Genomic DNA, 17275 nt, shown 5'->3' on the forward strand with positions numbered 1-17275 from the left:
CCGGTACACCGCCGAGCTGGTCGACGGCGAGATCGACCGGCTGTCCGCGCCCGCGCCCTGGMGCGCGTCAACGCGCTGGCCGCCGCCGCGCCCCCCGTGCCCTACGCCGTGCGCGCCGCCGACGGCTCCCTGGTCCGCGCCCTGCGCGAGGAACCCGGCTGTGCCGCGCTCGTCGCCGCCGTGGCCAGGGACGCCGTCGACCTGCTCACCGACCCGGCGGCCCGCGTCCTGCTCCGCAGGTGCGAGGGCGACAACTGCCCGCTGGTCTACCTGGACACCTCCCGCGGCCACCGCCGCCGCTGGTGCTCCAGCGAGGTCTGCGGCAACCGCGAACGCGTCGCGCGGCACCGCAGAAGGGCCGCCCTCGCCCGTACCTGAACGGCACCTGGTCCGGGCGGCACCGCCGCGGGTGAACACCTCGTGAACCGCCCCGCGTTGAACAACCCGCGCCCCGGCTGCGTACCTCCGTCGTGAGACCGCCCGAACCGCGGACACCGGAGGCAGCCGTGCGCAAGGATTCCGCCGTGGCCGATGAACGCCCGCCGTCGCCCCGGCACCGCTCGCGCCAGCCGCCGGGACCCGACGAGGAGCTGATGCGCGCGCTCTACCGCGAGCACGCGGGAGCGCTCCTCGCCTATGTGCTCCGCCTGGTGGCGGGCGACCGGCAGCGCGCCGAGGATGTCGTGCAGGAGACGCTCATCCGTGCCTGGAAGAACGCCGGTCAGCTCAATCGGGCCACCGGTTCGGTACGCCCCTGGCTGGTGACGGTCGCACGGCGCATCGTCATCGACGGCCACCGCAGCCGGCAGGCCCGGCCGCAGGAGGTCGATCCGTCGCCGCTGGAGGTCATCCCCGCGGAGGACGAGATCGATAAGGCGCTGTGGCTGATGACGCTGTCCGACGCGCTGGAGGACCTGACTCCCGCGCACCGAGAGGTACTTGTCGAGACCTACTTCAAGGGGCGTACGGTCAATGAGGCGGCTCAGACGCTGGGCATACCCAGCGGCACGGTCCGCTCACGGGTCTTCTACGCGCTTCGCTCGATGAAGCTGGCCCTGGAGGAGCGGGGGGTGACGGTATGACCGGGTCCTACGGCCACTACGACGGGTGGCGGGAGGAGAACATCCACGAGACCGTCGGCGCCTACGCCCTCGGTGTCCTCGACGCGGACGAGGCGACCCGGTTCGAGGTGCACCTCGCCGGGTGCGAGTACTGCGCGCGTCAGCTGGAGGAGTTCTCCGGCATGGCGCCGATGCTCGCCGCGCTCGCCGACCTCCCCGCCGGGCGCGGCACACCGGTGACCGGCGAGAGCCTCGCGGCCCGGCCGGGTCCGCGGATGGCCGAGCGCCTGTTCGGCGAGGTGTCGGCCGGGCGGGAGCGCGGGCGGCGCAGGACCCTGTTCCTCGTCGCGGCGGCCGCGGCGCTGATCGTCGGCGGGCCGCTCACGGTCCTCGCGGTGAGCGGCGACGACGGCTCCAAGGGGGCCGTGGCCGAGCCGCACCCCACCAGCCCCGCCGAGGACGCCTTCTTCCACCACATGGAGACGAAGTCGCGGGCGACCGACCCGTCGACCAAGGTCAGCGCCACGGTCGGCACGGAGGAGAAGGCCTGGGGCACCCATGCCGTCCTGGAGCTGAAGAACGTCAAGGGCCCGCTCAAGTGCTCCCTGATCGCGGTCGGCAAGGACGGCGAGAAGGAGACGGTCACCACCTGGTCGGTGCCCAGATGGGGGTACGGGATCAAGGACAGCCCGGACAAGTGGTCGCGCGGCCCGCTGTACGTGCACGGCGGCGCCGCCATGCCCCCCAACGACATCGACCACTTCGAGGTGACCACGCTGGACGGCGAACGCCTGGTCAAGGTCGACGTGTAACCGCCCGCAGGTGCACAAGGAGGGCCCCTTTCGCGTACGGTGGACGGCTGCTCGGTTCGGTGAGCAGCACGTCTTGAAAGGGGCCCCGGTGGCCGACGTCAACGCAGTAATGCCGTCAGGCACACGCGACCGCGAGATCGGGGTCGAGCAGGACCATCTCGACCGGGTCTACCGGCGTCTCGAGGAGAAGATCCACGAGGCGGAGTTCCTGATGGACGACGCGGCCAAGCGCGGGCAGGTCGGCACGCCCGGCGCGCTCGCCGAGCGCGACGCCCAGGTCTTCCGGGCCGGGGTGCACCTGAACCGGCTCAACAACGAGTTCGAGGACTTCCTCTTCGGCCGCATCGACCTGCTGCGGGGCAAGGACGGCAAGAAGGGCCCCGACGGCGCCTACACGGCGGTCGAGCCCGCCGAGGGCGCGGTGCGCGAGGACAACACCGCCGACATCGCCGAGACCCTGCACATCGGCCGCATCGGCGTCCTCGACTCCGACTACTCCCCGCTCGTCATCGACTGGCGGGCGCCCGCCGCCGCGCCCTTCTACCGCTCGACCCCGGTCGACCCCGGCCGGGTCGTGCGCCGCCGCGTCATCCGCTCCAAGGGCCGCAGGGTCCTCGGCGTCGAGGACGACCTGATGCGCCCGGAGCTCACCGCCCGCCTCGACGGCGAGGAGCTCCCGGTCATCGGCGACGGCGCCCTGATGGCCGCACTCGGCCAGGCCCGCAGCCACTCGATGCGGGACATCGTGGCGTCCATCCAGGCCGAGCAGGACAGGGTGATCCGCGCGCCCGCCGCATCGGTGACGTACGTGGAGGGCGGCCCCGGCACCGGCAAGACGGCGGTGGCGCTGCACCGCGCGGCCTTCCTGCTCTACCAGGACCGCCGCAGGTACGCGGGCGGCATCCTCATCGTCTCGCCGACCCCGCTCCTCGTCGCCTACACGGAGGGCGTGCTGCCGTCCCTGGGCGAGGAGGGCCAGGTGGCGATCCGCGCGGTCGGCTCCCTGGTCGACGGCGCCGAGGCCACGGTCTACGACTCGCCCGCGGTGGCCCGCGTCAAGGGCTCCTCCCGGATGCTGAAGGTGCTGCGGAAGGCGGCGCGGGGGGCGCTCGAAACGGGGACGGAGCCCCGGCCGCGCACGGCGCCCGCCGGACAGCTCACGTTCGGCGAGCCCGGCGGCGCGGACGGGGACGCGGACGGGGACGGGACCGGGCACGACGCCGAGGGCGGGACGGCCGGAGCCACCCCCACCCGCCTGCGCGTCGTCGCCTTCGGCCGCCGCCTTGAGCTGGAGGCGGACGCCCTCGACCGCATCCGCCGCAACGCCCTCGGCGGAACCGCCCCCGTCAACCTGCTCCGCCCGCGTGCCCGCAAGCTCCTCCTGGACGCCCTGTGGGCGCAGTCGGGCGCCGCGGGGCGCCACACCGACCCGGAGCTCGCGGCCGAGCTGCGTTCGTCCTTCGACGACGACGTCTCCTCCGAGGACGACTTCCTCCACTTCCTCGACGCCTGGTGGCCGGAGCTGACGCCTCGCGCGGTCCTGGCCGCGATGGGCGACGAGCGGCGCCTCGGCCGCTGGGCCCGCCGGGTCCTGAACCCCGGCGAGGTCCGCAAGGTCGCCCGTTCGCTCGGGCGCGAGGGTCTCTCCGTGCACGATGTCGCGCTGCTCGACGAGCTCCAGGCGATCCTCGGCACGCCGCACCGGCCCAGGAAGAAGCGCGACCTGGACCCGCTCGACCTGCTCACCGGCCTCGAAGAGCTGATGCCGCAGCGCGAGGAGACCCAGCGCGAGCGCGCCGAGCGCCTTGCCGCCGAACGCACCGAGTACGCCCACGTCATCGTCGACGAGGCGCAGGACCTCACGCCCATGCAGTGGCGCATGGTCGGCCGCCGCGGGCGCCACGCCACCTGGACGGTGGTCGGCGACCCCGCTCAGTCCTCCTGGTCCGACCCGGACGAGGCCGCCGAGGCCCGTGACGAGGCCCTCGGCACCCGCCCGCGCCGCCGCTTCACCCTCACGGTCAACTACCGCAATCCCGCCGAGATCGCGGAGCTCGCCGCCAAGGTGCTCGCCCTCGCGATGCCGGGCGCCGAGTCGCCCTCCGCGGTCCGCTCGACCGGCGTGGAGCCCCGCTTCTCCGTCGTGGGGGGCGACGGTCTCGCCGCCGCGGTGCGCGAGGAGGCGGCGCGCCTCCTGGACCGGGTCGACGGCACGGTCGGCGTGGTCGTGGCGATGAACCGGCGCGAGCAGGCCGCCCGCTGGCTGGCCGGGCTCGGCGACCGGGTGGTGGCGCTCGGCAGCCTGGAGGCCAAGGGCCTGGAGTACGACGCGACGCTCGTCGTCTCGCCCGCGGAGATCGCCGACGAGTCCCCGGCGGGCCTGCGGGTCCTGTACGTGGCGCTGACCCGCGCGACACAGCAGCTCACGGTCCTGTCGGGCGAACGCGACGAGCCGGACCCGCGGGGCGTCCCCGACCTGCTGCGCGACTAGTCGCCCGGCGTCCTCCTGGCCCGCCGGGCCAAGAGGGCACTTTTGCCTCAGGGACGGGAATTGCCTTACGGGGATCGTTTGTTACCTTGGATGTGGCACCGGCTCGATCCAAGCCCCCGGGCCCAACCATCGTCGCTACGAGCGACCACTTGCCGCGAGGCGAGCATGGCGGGTCGGTGTCATGAACGTAGGGGAGAGGCCCACGCCACTTGGTGGCGTGGGCCTCTTTCTGTTTCCGGCAACTTCTCGTATGGTGGAAACCAGTTTCCGAAAACGGAGCCCAAACGAACCCCAGCGGCCGATGAACAAAACGTTCTCAATCCGGGGCGGCTACCACGTACTCGGCGGTAGGTGCGACCATCGGACGGCAAGAGCTACAAGGTGAAAGCAGAGGAAGTCGGCCATGGCAACGGCGCCCAGCGTCTCCTACTCGATGACGGTCCGACTGGAGGTGCCCGCGAGCGGAACCGCGGTCTCCCAGCTCACCACGGCCGTCGAGTCATCCGGGGGCTCGGTCACCGGCCTCGACGTCACGGCCTCCGGCCACGAGATGCTGCGGATCGACGTGACGATCGCGGCGTCCTCCACCACGCACGCCGACGAGATCGTCGAGCAGCTGCGCACCATCGAGGGCGTCACCCTCGGCAAGGTCTCCGACCGTACGTTCCTGATGCACCTCGGCGGCAAGATCGAGATGGCGTCCAAGCACCCCATCAGGAACCGTGACGACCTCTCCATGGTCTACACCCCGGGCGTGGCGCGGGTCTGCATGGCCATCGCCGAGAACCCCGAGGACGCCCGCCGCCTGACCATCAAGCGGAACAGCGTTGCGGTCGTAACGGACGGCTCGGCCGTGCTCGGCCTCGGCAACATCGGCCCGAAGGCCGCGCTGCCGGTCATGGAGGGCAAGGCGGCCCTCTTCAAGCGCTTCGCGGGCATCGACGCCTGGCCGCTCTGCCTGGACACCCAGGACACCGACGCCATCGTCGAGATCGTCAAGGCCATCGCCCCCGGCTTCGCGGGCATCAACCTGGAGGACATCTCCGCGCCCCGCTGCTTCGAGATCGAGGCCCGGCTGCGCGAGGCCCTGGACATCCCCGTCTTCCACGACGACCAGCACGGCACGGCCATCGTCGTGCTCGCCGCCCTGACCAACGCCCTGCGCGTGGTCGGCAAGAACATCGGCGACGTGCGCGTGGTCATGTCCGGCGCGGGCGCCGCGGGCACCGCCATCCTGAAGCTGCTGCTCGCCGCAGGCGTCAAGAACGCCGTGGTGGCCGACATCCACGGCGTCGTGCACGCCGACCGCGAGGACCTCGTCGGCACCGAGGCCGACTCGCCGCTGCGCTGGATCGCCGACAACACCAACCCCGAGGGCCTCACCGGCACCCTCAAGGAGGCCGTCGTCGGCGCCGACGTCTTCATCGGCGTGTCGGCCCCGAACGTGCTGAACGGCGAGGACGTCGCCGCCATGGCCGAGGGTGCCATCGTGTTCGCGCTCGCGAACCCCGACCCCGAGGTCGACCCGGCGGTCGCCCGCCAGACGGCCGCCGTCGTGGCCACCGGACGCTCGGACTTCCCCAACCAGATCAACAACGTCCTGGTCTTCCCCGGCGTCTTCCGCGGCCTGCTCGACGCCCAGTCGCGTACGGTCAACACGGAGATGATGCTGGCCGCCGCGGGCGCCCTCGCCGACGTCGTCGCCGAGGACGAGCTGAACCGGAACTACATCATCCCCAGCGTCTTCAACGACAAGGTCGCGGGCGCGGTGGCCGGAGCGGTGCGCACCGCGGCCAAGGCCGCCGGGGCCGCTGTGACAGGGCCCACGGTCTAGGCCAACGGCGCGTCGCGGGACGCCGACCCCTCGGGCCCCCTCTAGGGTGGCTTGGCAGCAGGCCCTCCTCCGCCCCACTTTCGGGGACGGCGGACGCTTTCCGTGTGACCCCTGAGGGCACCGGATTGGCTTTCCCGCCGCAGGTGGGGGCAGGATGCGTAATCGGGCGCGAGGGTCTGACGTCAGACCCGGGTCCGGGGACTGTCCGAGGACCCTGGCAGCATCGTCTTCGCTGTGCCCATCATGCGGCTCTGCCGCGTGGCACGCCTCAACGGCAAAAGAACACGGGAGTACAAACATGAACCGCAGTGAGCTGGTGGCCGCGCTGGCCGACCGCGCCGAGGTGACCCGCAAGGACGCCGACGCCGTGCTGGCCGCGTTCGCCGAGACCGTCGGCGAGATCGTTGCCAAGGGCGACGAGAAGGTCACCATCCCCGGCTTCCTGACCTTCGAGCGCACCCACCGTGCCGCTCGCACCGCCCGGAACCCGCAGACCGGCGAGCCGATCAACATCCCGGCCGGCTACAGCGTCAAGGTTTCGGCTGGTTCCAAGCTGAAGGAAGCCGCTAAGGGCAAGTAGCCTCTAGCAGCTTAAAAGGGGCGGTCACCCGTAGCAGGTGGCCGCCCCTTTGGCTTGCCGTTCAGAAGATGGCCTCAAACGCCGGCCGGGCTGAGGGTCAGCCGGGTGGCTGAAACGCCTACAGCGCCGCCTTGCCCGGGAGCTCGACCTTCGCGCCCAGTTCCACCAGCTTGTCCATGAAGTTCTCGTAGCCGCGGTTGATCAGGTCGATGCCGTGGACGCGGGACGTGCCCTGCGCCGCCAGGGCCGCGATCAGGTACGAGAAGCCGCCGCGCAGGTCGGGGATGACCAGATCGGCGCCCTGGAGCTTCGTGGGGCCGCTCACGACCGCCGAGTGGAGGAAGTTCCGCTGGCCGAAGCGGCAGTCGGAGCCGCCGAGGCACTCGCGGTAGAGCTGGATGTGCGCGCCCATCTGGTTGAGCGCCGAGGTGAAGCCGAGCCGCGACTCGTAGACCGTCTCGTGGACGATGGAGAGGCCCGCGGCCTGCGTCAGGGCGACGACGAGCGGCTGCTGCCAGTCGGTCTGGAAGCCGGGGTGCACGTCGGTCTCCAGGGCGATCGCGTTGAGCGAGCCGCCCGGGTGCCAGAAGCGGATGCCCTCGTCGTCGATCTCGAAGGCACCGCCCACCTTCCGGTAGGTGTTCAGGAACGTCATCATCGAGCGCTGCTGGGCGCCGCGGACGTAGATGTTGCCTTCGGTCGCCAGGGCCGCGGAAGCCCAGGAGGCGGCCTCCAGGCGGTCCGAGAGGGCGTGGTGGTTGTAGCCGCCGAGGCTGTCGACACCGGTGATCCGGATGGTCCGGTCGGTGTCCATGGCGATGATCGCGCCCATCTTCTGCAGGACGCAGATGAGGTCCTCGATCTCCGGCTCGACCGCGGCGTTCGACAGCTCGGTCACGCCCTCCGCGAGCACGGCGGTGAGCAGGACCTGCTCGGTGGCGCCCACGGACGGGTACGGCAGCCGGATCTTGGTGCCGCGCAGCCGCTGCGGGGCCTCCAGGTACTGGCCGTCGGCGCGCTTCTCGATGGTCGCGCCGAACTGGCGGAGCACCTCGAAGTGGAAGTCGATCGGCCGGCCGCCGATGTCACAGCCGCCGAGGCCCGGGATGAAGGCGTGCCCGAGGCGGTGCAGGAGCGGGCCGCAGAAGAGGATCGGAATGCGCGACGAGCCCGCGTGGGCATCGATGTCGGCGACATTCGCGCTCTCCACGTGCGACGGGTCCATGACGAGCTCGCCCGGCTCCTCGCCGGGGCGGACCGTCACGCCGTGCAGCTGGAGCAGGCCGCGTACGACGCGCACGTCGCGGATGTCGGGGACATTGCGCAGCCGGCTCGGCGCGCTGCCGAGCAGCGCGGCGACCATGGCCTTGGGCACGAGGTTCTTCGCGCCGCGGACCCGGATCTCGCCCTCGAGCGGGGTGCCGCCGTGGACAAGCAGTACATCGTCAATGCCGGTGACGGTCATGAATCTCGCGTTCCGATTGGATGGACGGGGGGACCAAGGGGCAAGCGTAATGGCCGCGTACCCCCTCTCCGTAAGGCTGAGGCCGTGCAGAACACGTCATGAGTTCGCCACAACACGAACCGTACGTATCCGGACGCTCTGGGTCACCGCCCTCCGTGTGCCCTCCGTCCGCTTCCCTGCGCCCTGAGCTGCATTCACTCCCGTACGCCCATAGCCTCCCCGTCCGGGGGGAAGATGCGGGATCATGTCGTTCATGACCGAGGTGTCCTCCCTCACAGGGCGGCTGCTCGTGGCCACACCGGCCCTGGCGGACCCGAACTTCGACCGCGCGGTGGTGCTCCTCCTCGACCACGACGAGGAGGGCTCGCTCGGCGTGGTCCTGAACCGTCCCACGCCGGTCGGCGTCGCCGACATCCTGGAAGGCTGGGGCGACCTGGCCGGCGCCCCCGGCGTCGTCTTCCAGGGCGGCCCCGTCTCGCTCGACTCGGCGCTCGGCGTCGCCGTCGTCCCCGGCGACGAGGCGCCCGCCGCGGGCTCCCGGCTCCGCGGGGGCGGCGGTGGCGACCCCGTGGGCTTCCGCAGAGTGCACGGCGCGATCGGCCTGGTCGACCTGGAGGCCCCGCCCGAGCTGCTCTCCCCGGCCCTGGGCAGCCTGCGCATCTTCGCCGGGTACTCGGGCTGGGGCCCGGGACAGCTGGAGACCGAACTGGCGGACGGCGCCTGGTACGTGGTCGAGTCCGAGCCCGGTGACGTCTCCTCGCCGGACCCGGAGCGGCTGTGGCGGGCGGTGCTCCGGCGCCAGCGCAGCGACCTGGCGATGGTGGCGACCTATCCGGACGACCCCTCGATGAACTGAGAGGAACCGGCCGGGGACCCCGGGAGGGCGGCGCCCGGCGCCGACCGCTGCCGGGACGCCGCGCGCGTGAGTACCCTTGGCAACCATGAGCACTCTTGAGCCCGAGCCCGAGCGCGGGGCAGGTACGGGGACCCTCGTAGAGCCGACACCCCAGGTGTCGAACGGTGACGGCGACCACGAGCGCTATGCGCACTACGTCCAGAAGGACAAGATCATGGCGAGCGCGCTCGACGGCACCCCCGTCGTCGCGCTCTGCGGCAAGGTGTGGGTCCCCGGCCGCGACCCGAAGAAGTACCCCGTCTGTCCCATGTGCAAGGAGATCTACGAGTCCATGAGCGCCGGCGGCGACAAGGACAAGGGCGGCAAGGACGGCAAGAAGTAGTCCTCGCGGGGGCTGGTTCGGCTGGTTCCCGGCCCTGACCGGAGGGGGCGTTGCGTGTACCGCAACGCCCCTTTTGCGTTGCGCAATCGCGTGACAGCCTTCCGTGGCATGACCTTTGAGCAGCTGATCCCGGCGCCGAACAGCGCCCGCTGGGTGGCTTCCACCCCAGGTTCCCTTCCGCTCGACCAGGAGACCGTGCTCCGCGCCCTGCCCGGCACGGAGGGCGTCGCGCGGTGGCTGCGCGCCACGGTCGGCGCCGCGACAGGACTGCGCCTCGCCGACGCCCCCGAGGGGGAGGCGGGGGGTGGCGGTGAGCGCTCCGTCGAGCTGCGGGTCGACCCCGGCCTCGCGGCCGAGGCGTACCGCCTCACCGTGGAGGAGGACACCGTCCGTATCGAGGGCGGCAGCGCCGCGGGTGTCTTCTGGGGCGCCCAGACCTTCCGCCAGCTCCTCGGGCCCGACGCCTTCCGGCGCGCCCCGCTCGACCCGGCGGCCGCGTGGTCGGTGCCGCGGGTCGCCGTCGAGGACGCGCCGCGGTTCCGCTGGCGCGGCATGATGCTCGACGTCTCCCGGCACTTCATGCCGAAGGACGGCGTGCTGCGCTACCTCGACCTGCTCGCCGCCCACAAGCTCAACGTCTTCCACTTCCACCTCACCGACGACCAGGGCTGGCGCGTGGAGATCAAGCGCCACCCGAGGCTCACCGAGGTGGGCTCCTGGCGGGCCCGCTCCAAGTGGGGGCACCGCTTCTCCCCGCTCTGGGAGGAGCGCCCGCACGGCGGCTTCTACACGCAGGAGGACATCCGCGAGATCGTCGCCTACGCCGACTCCCTGCACATCGCCGTCGTCCCCGAGATAGAGATCCCCGGCCATTCGCAGGCGGCCATCAGCGCCTACCCGCACCTCGGCAACACCGACGTCGTCGACACCGGGTCGCTGACCGTCTGGGACACCTGGGGCGTCAACCCCAACGTGCTCGCCCCCACCGAAGAGGTGCTCCGCTTCTACGAAGGTGTCTTCGAGGAGGTCCTCGACCTCTTCCCGTCCACCTTCATCCACGTCGGCGGCGACGAGTGTCCCAAGGACCAGTGGAAGGCGTCCGCCACCGCCCAGGCCCGCATCAAGGAGCTCGGCGTGGAGGGCGAGGACGGCCTCCAGAGCTGGTTCATCCGCCACTTCGACCAGTGGCTGACGGCGCGCGGGCGGCGGCTCATCGGCTGGGACGAGATCCTGGAGGGCGGCCTCGCCGAGGGCGCCACCGTCTCCTCCTGGCGCGGCTACCGGGGCGGCATCGCGGCGGCCCGGTCGGGACACGACGTCATCATGTGCCCCGAGCAGCACGTGTACTTGGACCACCGGCAGGACGGCGGCCCCGACGAGCCGATGCCCATCGGCTTCGTCCGCACCCTGGAGGACGTCTACCGCTTCGAACCCGTGCCCGCCGAGCTGACCGAGGAGGAGGCCGCGCACGTCATCGGCACCCAGGCCAACGTCTGGACGGAGGTGATGGAGCACCAGGGACGCGTCGACTACCAGGTGTTCCCGCGCCTCGCCGCCTTCAGCGAGGTCGCCTGGGGCACACTTCCCGCCCCGGCCGAGCGTGATTTCGCCGACTTCGAGCGGCGAATGGGCACGCACTACGCGCGACTTGACGCGCTCGGCGTCGACTACCGGCGGCCCAGCGGCCCGTTGCCGTACCAGCAGCGCCCCGGCGTCCTCGGCCGCCCGATCGAGGGCCCGCCCCCGAACGTGTGAGGTGCCGCTCGCACGCCCGTTCCCGGTGGCCCGCGCGTGGGCGCGGCCGCCGGGAGCCCCGGCCGGGACCCCGTGGCGGCAGTCGCCGCAAGGTGCCCAAGTGCCACCGGAGAGGGGTAAATCGCCCCGACCGGCAACGGGGTGCGAAAACGGCATATCACCCTGGTCTCCGGACGAATGCCTCCTAGCGGACCCCCGCGTCGGGCCCCGGCGAAGATGTGCCAGAGTTGCCACGTCCGGGTTGTGAGCACGTACCGTACGGCGGAACAGGCGTAACGGTGACACGTCGCGAACGGCGAGCACTTCATGTACGCGTCGTACGTGAAAGACGCGGCCGGGCATCGGGAAGGGGCAGCCGGTTTTGACCACGCACGCACCGCGGGCGGCACAGGCACCGCAGTCGGTGAAGCTGCCCGCCACGCTCGACGAGGCAGTGGCGGCGCTCGCCGCCATGCCCGCCGCCGTGCCCGTCGCCGGCGGCACCGACCTCATGACCTCGGTCAACTCCGGGCAGCTCCGGCCCGCCGCCCTCGTCGGCCTCGGCCGCATCAGCGAGATCCGCGGCTGGCAGTACCAGGACGGCCACGCGCTCCTCGGCGCGGGCCTCACCCACGCCCGGATGGGCCGCCCCGACTTCGCCGCCCTCATCCCCGCACTCGCCGCCGCCGCGCGCGCCGCGGGACCGCCCCAGATCCGCAACGCGGGCACCCTCGGCGGCAACATCGCGTCGGCCGCGCCCACCGGCGACGCGCTGCCCGTGCTCGCCGCGCTCGAAGCCGTCCTGATCATCGCGGGACCCGGTGGCGACCGCCGCGAGATCCCCGTGTCGCACCTGCTCGCGGGCATGGAGATGCTCCGCCCCGGCGAGCTCATCGGCTTTGTGCGCGTGCCCCTGCTGCACGCCCCCCAGGTCTTCCTCAAGGCGACCGGACGCACCGGCCCCGGCCGGGCGACGGCCTCCGTGGCGCTGGTCCTCGACCCCGCGCGGCGGAACGTGCGGTGCGCGGTCGGCGCCATCGCCCCGATGCCCCTGCGCCCGCTGGAGGCCGAGGAGTGGGTCGCCTCCCTGATCGACTGGGACGGCGGGCGCGGCAGCCTCGTGCCGGAGGCGGTCACCGCCTTCGGTGAGTACGTGGCGGCGGCCTGCATCCCGGACCAGCCGCCGGCGGCCGACGGCACCGAGCAGCCGCTGTCGCCCGCCGTTCTGCATCTGCGGCGCACCGTCGCCGCGCTGGCCCGACGAGCACTGGGGAGGGCGCTGTCGTGAGCGACGACCGGAGCACCAACGGCGGCGGCTGGCAGCCGCATCCACAGGGTGAGTACGACTCGGACGCCACGGCGTTCGTCCAGCTCCCCGAGGGCATGCTGGACGCCCCGCTCGCCGCCCCCGGGCACGGCTATGTGCCGCCGCAGATAACGGTCACCCCGACCACGGCGGACGCCACCGACCCGGCGGCCACGGGCACCTGGGTCATGCCGCCCGAGGTGACCGGCGCGGCGGGCGGCGAGGCGGGGTGGCCCGCGGCGGACACGGACCACCACGGCTACGACCCCGGGGCCACCGGCCAGTGGAGCTTCGCCGAGACGGACGCGGCCGAACAGCAGCCGTACGGGCAGGACTACGGTCAGCACGCTCAGCACGGTCAGCAGCAGGACTACGCCCAGGGGTACGACCAGCCGTACGGGCAGGACGGCACCGGGCACGGTGCCCCCGGGCACGACGTCACGGGCCAGTGGTCGATCCCGGTGGCGGGCGGCGAGCTGCCGGACGAGTCCGGCGAGTACGCGCCCTCGTCGCTGGCGGCGGACGGAGCGTCCTCCTCGGCGGCACGGCTCAGCGCCTGGGCGCACGGCGGTACGCCCCCCGCGACCCTGCCGGGCGGCGCGCCCGCGCCGTGGGCGACGGGCGCCGGGGCCGGTGCGCCATGGGGCGCGCAGGCCCAGGACGTTGGGCAGCGGCCCCAGGAGACCCCCGAGCCGACCGCGCCCACGGCTCCGGCCGAGGGCGACCGGGACGCGGAGAACCCGTTCGAGCGGACGACGCTGCTGCGGGCGATCAGCGTGCCCGCCGTCGCCGGACCGGCCTCCGACCGGCACTCCGGTCAGACCGCCGACGTCCCGCGCGTCCCCGGGCACCCGGAGACCGGCGAACCGGCCGCCGACTCCATGGCGCCCCTCGACGTACCCCTGGGGCCGGACACGGCCGGGGAGCCCGCCGGGTACGAGGAGACCGCCGAGTTCGAGCAGATCGCCGGGTTCGATGAGCCCGCCGCGTTCGACGAGCCCGTCGAGCCCCTCGACGACCTCGACCCGGACGAGCCCATCGAGCCGGTCGAGCCCATCGAGCCGGTCGAGCCCATCGAGCCGGTCGAGACCGCCGCGCCCGCCGTTCCGGACGCGGCCGAGGCCGCCGAGGGCCACGAGCCCGAGGAGTCGCCCGGTCCCGACGGGACGGGCGAGGCGGGCGAGGCGGCCGAGGCGGCCGAGGCGAGCGACGCGGAGGGGGCGGAGGCGTCCGCCGAGCCCCCGGCGCCGCTCCACGACGATCACCCCCTCGTCTCCTACGTCCTGCGGGTGAACGGCACCGACCGCCCCGTCACCGACGCCTGGATCGGCGAGTCGCTGCTCTACGTCCTGCGGGAGCGGCTCGGCCTCGCGGGCGCCAAGGACGGCTGCTCGCAGGGCGAGTGCGGGGCCTGCAACGTCCAGGTGGACGGGCGGCTCGTCGCCTCCTGCCTGGTGCCCGCCGCGACCACCGCGGGCAGCGAGGTCCGTACCGTCGAGGGCCTCGCCGTCGACGGACAGCCCTCCGACGTGCAGCGCGCCCTCGGCGCCTGCGGCGCGGTCCAGTGCGGTTTCTGTGTGCCGGGCATGGCCATGACCGTGCACGACCTCCTTGAGGGCAATCCGGCCCCCACCGACCTGGAGACCCGCCGCGCGCTCTGCGGCAACCTCTGCCGCTGCTCGGGCTACCGGGGCGTGCTCGACGCCGTCCGCGAGGTGGTCGCCGAGCGCAGGGCCACCGCGGCGGCCGAACAGGAGCAGGAACCCGGCGAGCACGCCGACGAGGCCCGCATCCCGCACCAGGCGGGTCCGGGCGCGGGCGGCGTCCACCAGCACGACGGCGCGTACGAGGGCGGCTACGACGCGCCCCACCCGTACGACGGACAGCAGGAGCCGTACGACGGACCACAGGGCCCCTACGGCCGGGACGGAGGCCAGGCGTGAGCGGCGAGACCATCACCACGGCCGAACCCGCCGCGGGACGCGACCCCGAGCCGTCGCAGGGCATCGGCGCCTCCCTGGCGTCGGCGGAGAGCCGCGCCAAGACGGAGGGCACCTTCCCCTACGCCGCCGACCTGTGGGCCGAGGGACTGCTGTGGGCGGCGGTGCTGCGCTCCCCGCACGCGCACGCGCGCATCGTCTCCATCGACACCAGCCACGCGCGCGAGATGCCGGGCGTCCGCGCCGTCATCACGCACGAGGACGTGCCGGGCGAGGCGCTGCACGGCCGCAGGACGGCCGACCGGCCGGTCTTCGCCTCCGACGTCGTGCGCCACCACGGCGAGGCCATCGCCGCCGTCGCCGCCGACCACCCGGACACGGCGCGGATGGCCGCCGCCGCCGTCATCGTCGAGTACGAGGTGCTCGAACCGGTCACCGACCCCGAGAAGGCGTTCGAGGCCGAGCCGCTGCACCCCGACGGCAATCTGATCCGGCACATCCCGCTGCGGCACGGCGACCCGGAGGCCGCGGGCGAACTCGTCGTCGAGGGGCTGTACCGCATCGGCCGCCAGGACCCGGCGCCGATCGGCGCGGAGGCGGGCCTCGCGGTGCCGCGCCCGGACGGGGGAGTGGAGCTGTACATCGCCTCCACGGACCCGCACGCCGACCGCGACCGCGCCGCCGCCTGCTTCGGCATCCCGCCCGAGCGCGTGAAGGTCGTCGTCACCGGCGTGCCCGGCGCGACCGCCGACCGCGAGGACGCGAGCTTCCAGCTCCCCCTCGGCCTGCTCGCCCTGCGCACGGGCTGCCCGGTCAAGCTGACCGCGACCCGCGAGGAGTCCTTCCTCGGCCACGCCCACCGCCACCCCACGCTCCTGCGCTACCGCCACCACGCCGACGCCGAGGGCCGCCTGGTCAAGGTCGAGGCGCAGATCCTGCTCGACGCCGGGGCCTACGCGGACACCTCGTCGGAGGCGCTGGCCGCCGCCGTCTCCTTCGCCTGCGGCCCCTACGTCGTGCCGAACGCCTTCATCGAGGGCTGGGCCGTACGTACGAACAACCCGCCGTCCGGGCACGTCCGGGGCGAGGGCGCCATGCAGGTCTGCGCCGCGTACGAGGCGCAGATGGACAAGATCGCCAAGAAGCTGGGGGCCGACCCGGCCGAGCTGCGGCTGCGCAACGCCATGGCGACCGGCGACATCCTGCCCACCGGCCAGACGGTGACGTGCCCGGCCCCGGTCGCCGAACTCCTCGGCGCGGTCCGTGACTTCCCGCTGCCCGAGCTGCCGAAGGACACCCCCGAGGACGAGTGGCTGCTGCCCGGCGGACCCGAGGGCGCGGGCGAACCGGCCGCCGTCCGGCGCGGCGTCGGCTACGGCCTCGGCATGGTCCAGCTCCTCGGCGCCGAGGGCGCCGACGAGGTCTCCACCGCCACCGTGAAGGTCCACGACGGCACGGCGACCGTGATCTGCGCGGCCGTCGAGACCGGCCAGGGCTTCACCACGCTGGCCCGGCAGATCGTCCAGGAGACGCTCGGCATCGACGACGTCCGGGTCGCGCCGGTCGACACCGACCAGCCGCCCGCGGGCCCGAGCTGCCGCGGCCGGCACACCTGGGTGTCGGGCGGCGCGGTGGAGCGCGCGGCCAGGATGGTCCGCACCCAGCTCCTCCAGCCGCTGGCCCACAAGTTCGGCATGTCCACCGAGCTGCTCCAGATCAACGACGGCAAGATCACCTCGTACGACGGTGTGCTCTCCACGACCGTCACCGAGGCCCTTGAGGGCAAGGAGCTCTGGGCCACGGCCCAGTGCCGCCCGCACCCGACCGAGCCGCTCGACGAGTCCGGGCAGGGCGACGCCTTCGTCGGCATGGCGTTCTGCGCGATCCGCGCGGTCGTCGACGTCGACGTGGAGATGGGCTCGGTCCGGGTGGTGGAGCTCGCCGTGGCGCAGGACGTCGGGCGCATCCTCAACCCCGCCCAGCTCAGGGCCCGTATCGAGGCGGGCGTCACGCAGGGCGTGGGTGCGGCGCTGACGGAGAACCTCCGCACCCCGCGCGGCATCGTCCGCCACCCCGACCTGACCGGGTACGCCCTGCCCACCGCCCTGGACACCCCCGACATCCGCATCGTGAAGCTGGTGGAGGAGCGGGACGTCGTCGCCCCCTTCGGCGCGAAGGCGGCCAGCGCGGTACCGGTGGTCACGTCCCCCGCCGCGATCGCCTCGGCGGTCCGCGCCGCGACGGGCCGTCCGGTCAACCGGCTGCCGATCCGTCCGCAGACGGCGGTGGCGCAGTAGCGGGGTTCGCCGCCGGGCACGGCTGCCCTGTACGGGGGCGCCGCCGGGGCGGCCGGTGGCACCATGGCTCCCATGACCACCTCTGAACCCGCCCCGGCGCTCGCCCCCGACCTCTCCGGTGTCGTCGTCGTCACCGGCATCATGGCCTCCGGCAAGTCCACGGTGGCGCAGGCGCTCGCCGAGCGGCTGCCGAAGGCCGCGCATGTGCGGGGCGACGTGTACCGGCGGATGCTGGTCTCCGGCGGCCTGGAGTACGGTCCGGACGCGGGCGCGGAGGCCGAAGCGCAGCTCCGCCTGCGGTACCGCCTGTCGGCGTCGACGGCCGACGCGTACGCCGACGCCGGGTTCACGGCCGTCGTCCAGGACGTCATCCTCGGCGCGGAGTTGAAGACGTACGCGGAGCTGGTCCGCACCCGCCCCCTGTACGTGGTCGTGCTCGCCCCGCGCCCCGACGTGGTCGCCGCCCGYGAGGCGGGCCGGGGGAAGACCGGTTACGGCGCGTGGACGGTCGAGGACC

The 17275-nt window shown here is 73.1% G+C and carries 14 protein-coding genes; 13 read left to right on the forward strand and 1 reads right to left on the reverse strand.

The window, feature by feature from the left end; translation table 11 throughout:
- The 6 genes from AB8Z36_RS08255 to AB8Z36_RS08280 form a co-directional block, all read left to right on the forward strand.
- Positions 1 to 378, forward strand: a 378-nt coding sequence (locus AB8Z36_RS08255; RefSeq protein ID WP_369212543.1) for a CGNR zinc finger domain-containing protein, incomplete at its 5' end; no start/stop codon positions are given.
- Between the two features lie 128 nt (positions 379 to 506).
- Positions 507 to 1082 carry a sigma-70 family RNA polymerase sigma factor gene (locus AB8Z36_RS08260; RefSeq protein ID WP_369212544.1) on the forward strand — a complete coding sequence of 192 codons (576 nt, stop codon included), beginning with the start codon at positions 507 to 509 and terminating at the stop codon, positions 1080 to 1082.
- On the forward strand, positions 1079 to 1873 hold the full coding sequence (locus AB8Z36_RS08265) for an anti-sigma factor family protein (RefSeq protein WP_369212545.1): 795 nt from the start codon (positions 1079 to 1081) through the stop codon (positions 1871 to 1873). Before AB8Z36_RS08260 ends, AB8Z36_RS08265 begins: the two co-directional genes overlap by 4 nt.
- A 109-nt stretch (positions 1874 to 1982) precedes the next feature.
- Complete coding sequence (locus AB8Z36_RS08270; RefSeq protein ID WP_369212554.1) at positions 1983 to 4364, forward strand: HelD family protein; 2382 nt, start codon at positions 1983 to 1985, stop codon at positions 4362 to 4364.
- A gap of 403 nt (positions 4365 to 4767) precedes the next feature.
- Positions 4768 to 6198: an NAD-dependent malic enzyme gene (locus AB8Z36_RS08275; RefSeq protein WP_369212546.1), complete on the forward strand. Its 1431-nt coding sequence runs from the start codon at positions 4768 to 4770 to the stop codon at positions 6196 to 6198.
- A 298-nt stretch (positions 6199 to 6496) separates the two neighbouring features.
- On the forward strand, positions 6497 to 6778 hold the full coding sequence (locus AB8Z36_RS08280) for an HU family DNA-binding protein (protein WP_016645140.1): 282 nt from the start codon (positions 6497 to 6499) through the stop codon (positions 6776 to 6778).
- Between the two features lie 118 nt (positions 6779 to 6896).
- Here the strand turns inward: AB8Z36_RS08280 and murA are convergent, their stop codons facing one another.
- Positions 6897 to 8243, reverse strand: a complete 1347-nt coding sequence (gene murA / locus AB8Z36_RS08285) for a UDP-N-acetylglucosamine 1-carboxyvinyltransferase (protein WP_363251099.1) — start codon at positions 8241 to 8243, stop codon at positions 6897 to 6899.
- 244 nt (positions 8244 to 8487) lie between these two features.
- Between murA and AB8Z36_RS08290 the strand changes: the two genes are divergently transcribed.
- The 7 genes from AB8Z36_RS08290 to AB8Z36_RS08320 form a co-directional block, all read left to right on the forward strand.
- The gene (locus AB8Z36_RS08290) at positions 8488 to 9099 is read left to right on the forward strand and encodes a YqgE/AlgH family protein (RefSeq protein ID WP_369212547.1); all 612 of its coding nucleotides are present in this window, start codon (positions 8488 to 8490) and stop codon (positions 9097 to 9099) included.
- Positions 9100 to 9184: 85 nt separating this feature from the next.
- Positions 9185 to 9481 carry a DUF3039 domain-containing protein gene (locus tag AB8Z36_RS08295; RefSeq protein ID WP_369212548.1) on the forward strand — a complete coding sequence of 99 codons (297 nt, stop codon included), beginning with the start codon at positions 9185 to 9187 and terminating at the stop codon, positions 9479 to 9481.
- Positions 9482 to 9589: 108 nt separating this feature from the next.
- Positions 9590 to 11236 (forward strand): beta-N-acetylhexosaminidase, encoded by a 1647-nt coding sequence (locus AB8Z36_RS08300; protein WP_369212549.1) that lies wholly within the window; start codon positions 9590 to 9592, stop codon positions 11234 to 11236.
- Between the two features lie 361 nt (positions 11237 to 11597).
- Complete coding sequence (locus AB8Z36_RS08305) at positions 11598 to 12503, forward strand: FAD binding domain-containing protein (protein WP_369212550.1); 906 nt, start codon at positions 11598 to 11600, stop codon at positions 12501 to 12503.
- Positions 12500 to 14464: a (2Fe-2S)-binding protein gene (locus AB8Z36_RS08310; protein ID WP_369212551.1), complete on the forward strand. Its 1965-nt coding sequence runs from the start codon at positions 12500 to 12502 to the stop codon at positions 14462 to 14464. Before AB8Z36_RS08305 ends, AB8Z36_RS08310 begins: the two co-directional genes overlap by 4 nt.
- On the forward strand, positions 14461 to 16758 hold the full coding sequence (locus tag AB8Z36_RS08315) for a xanthine dehydrogenase family protein molybdopterin-binding subunit (RefSeq protein ID WP_369212552.1): 2298 nt from the start codon (positions 14461 to 14463) through the stop codon (positions 16756 to 16758). Before AB8Z36_RS08310 ends, AB8Z36_RS08315 begins: the two co-directional genes overlap by 4 nt.
- A 72-nt stretch (positions 16759 to 16830) precedes the next feature.
- On the forward strand, positions 16831 to 17275 hold a 445-nt coding region (locus AB8Z36_RS08320; protein ID WP_369212553.1), incomplete at its 3' end, for an AAA family ATPase.

The organism is Streptomyces flavofungini, from assembly GCF_041028215.1.
In the GTDB taxonomy this organism is placed as follows: Bacteria; Actinomycetota; Actinomycetes; order Streptomycetales; family Streptomycetaceae; genus Streptomyces; species Streptomyces flavofungini_B.

Coding starts and splice junctions, on each gene's coding strand:
- AB8Z36_RS08265 (WP_369212545.1), top strand. CDS start 1,079: ATGACCGGGTCCTACGGCCACTACGACGGGTGGCGGGAGGAGAACATC.
- AB8Z36_RS08270 (WP_369212554.1), top strand. CDS start 1,983: ATGCCGTCAGGCACACGCGACCGCGAGATCGGGGTCGAGCAGGACCAT.
- AB8Z36_RS08275 (WP_369212546.1), top strand. CDS start 4,768: ATGGCAACGGCGCCCAGCGTCTCCTACTCGATGACGGTCCGACTGGAG.
- AB8Z36_RS08280 (WP_016645140.1), top strand. CDS start 6,497: ATGAACCGCAGTGAGCTGGTGGCCGCGCTGGCCGACCGCGCCGAGGTG.
- murA (WP_363251099.1), bottom strand. CDS start 8,243: ATGACCGTCACCGGCATTGACGATGTACTGCTTGTCCACGGCGGCACC.
- AB8Z36_RS08290 (WP_369212547.1), top strand. CDS start 8,488: ATGTCGTTCATGACCGAGGTGTCCTCCCTCACAGGGCGGCTGCTCGTG.
- AB8Z36_RS08295 (WP_369212548.1), top strand. CDS start 9,185: ATGAGCACTCTTGAGCCCGAGCCCGAGCGCGGGGCAGGTACGGGGACC.
- AB8Z36_RS08300 (WP_369212549.1), top strand. CDS start 9,590: ATGACCTTTGAGCAGCTGATCCCGGCGCCGAACAGCGCCCGCTGGGTG.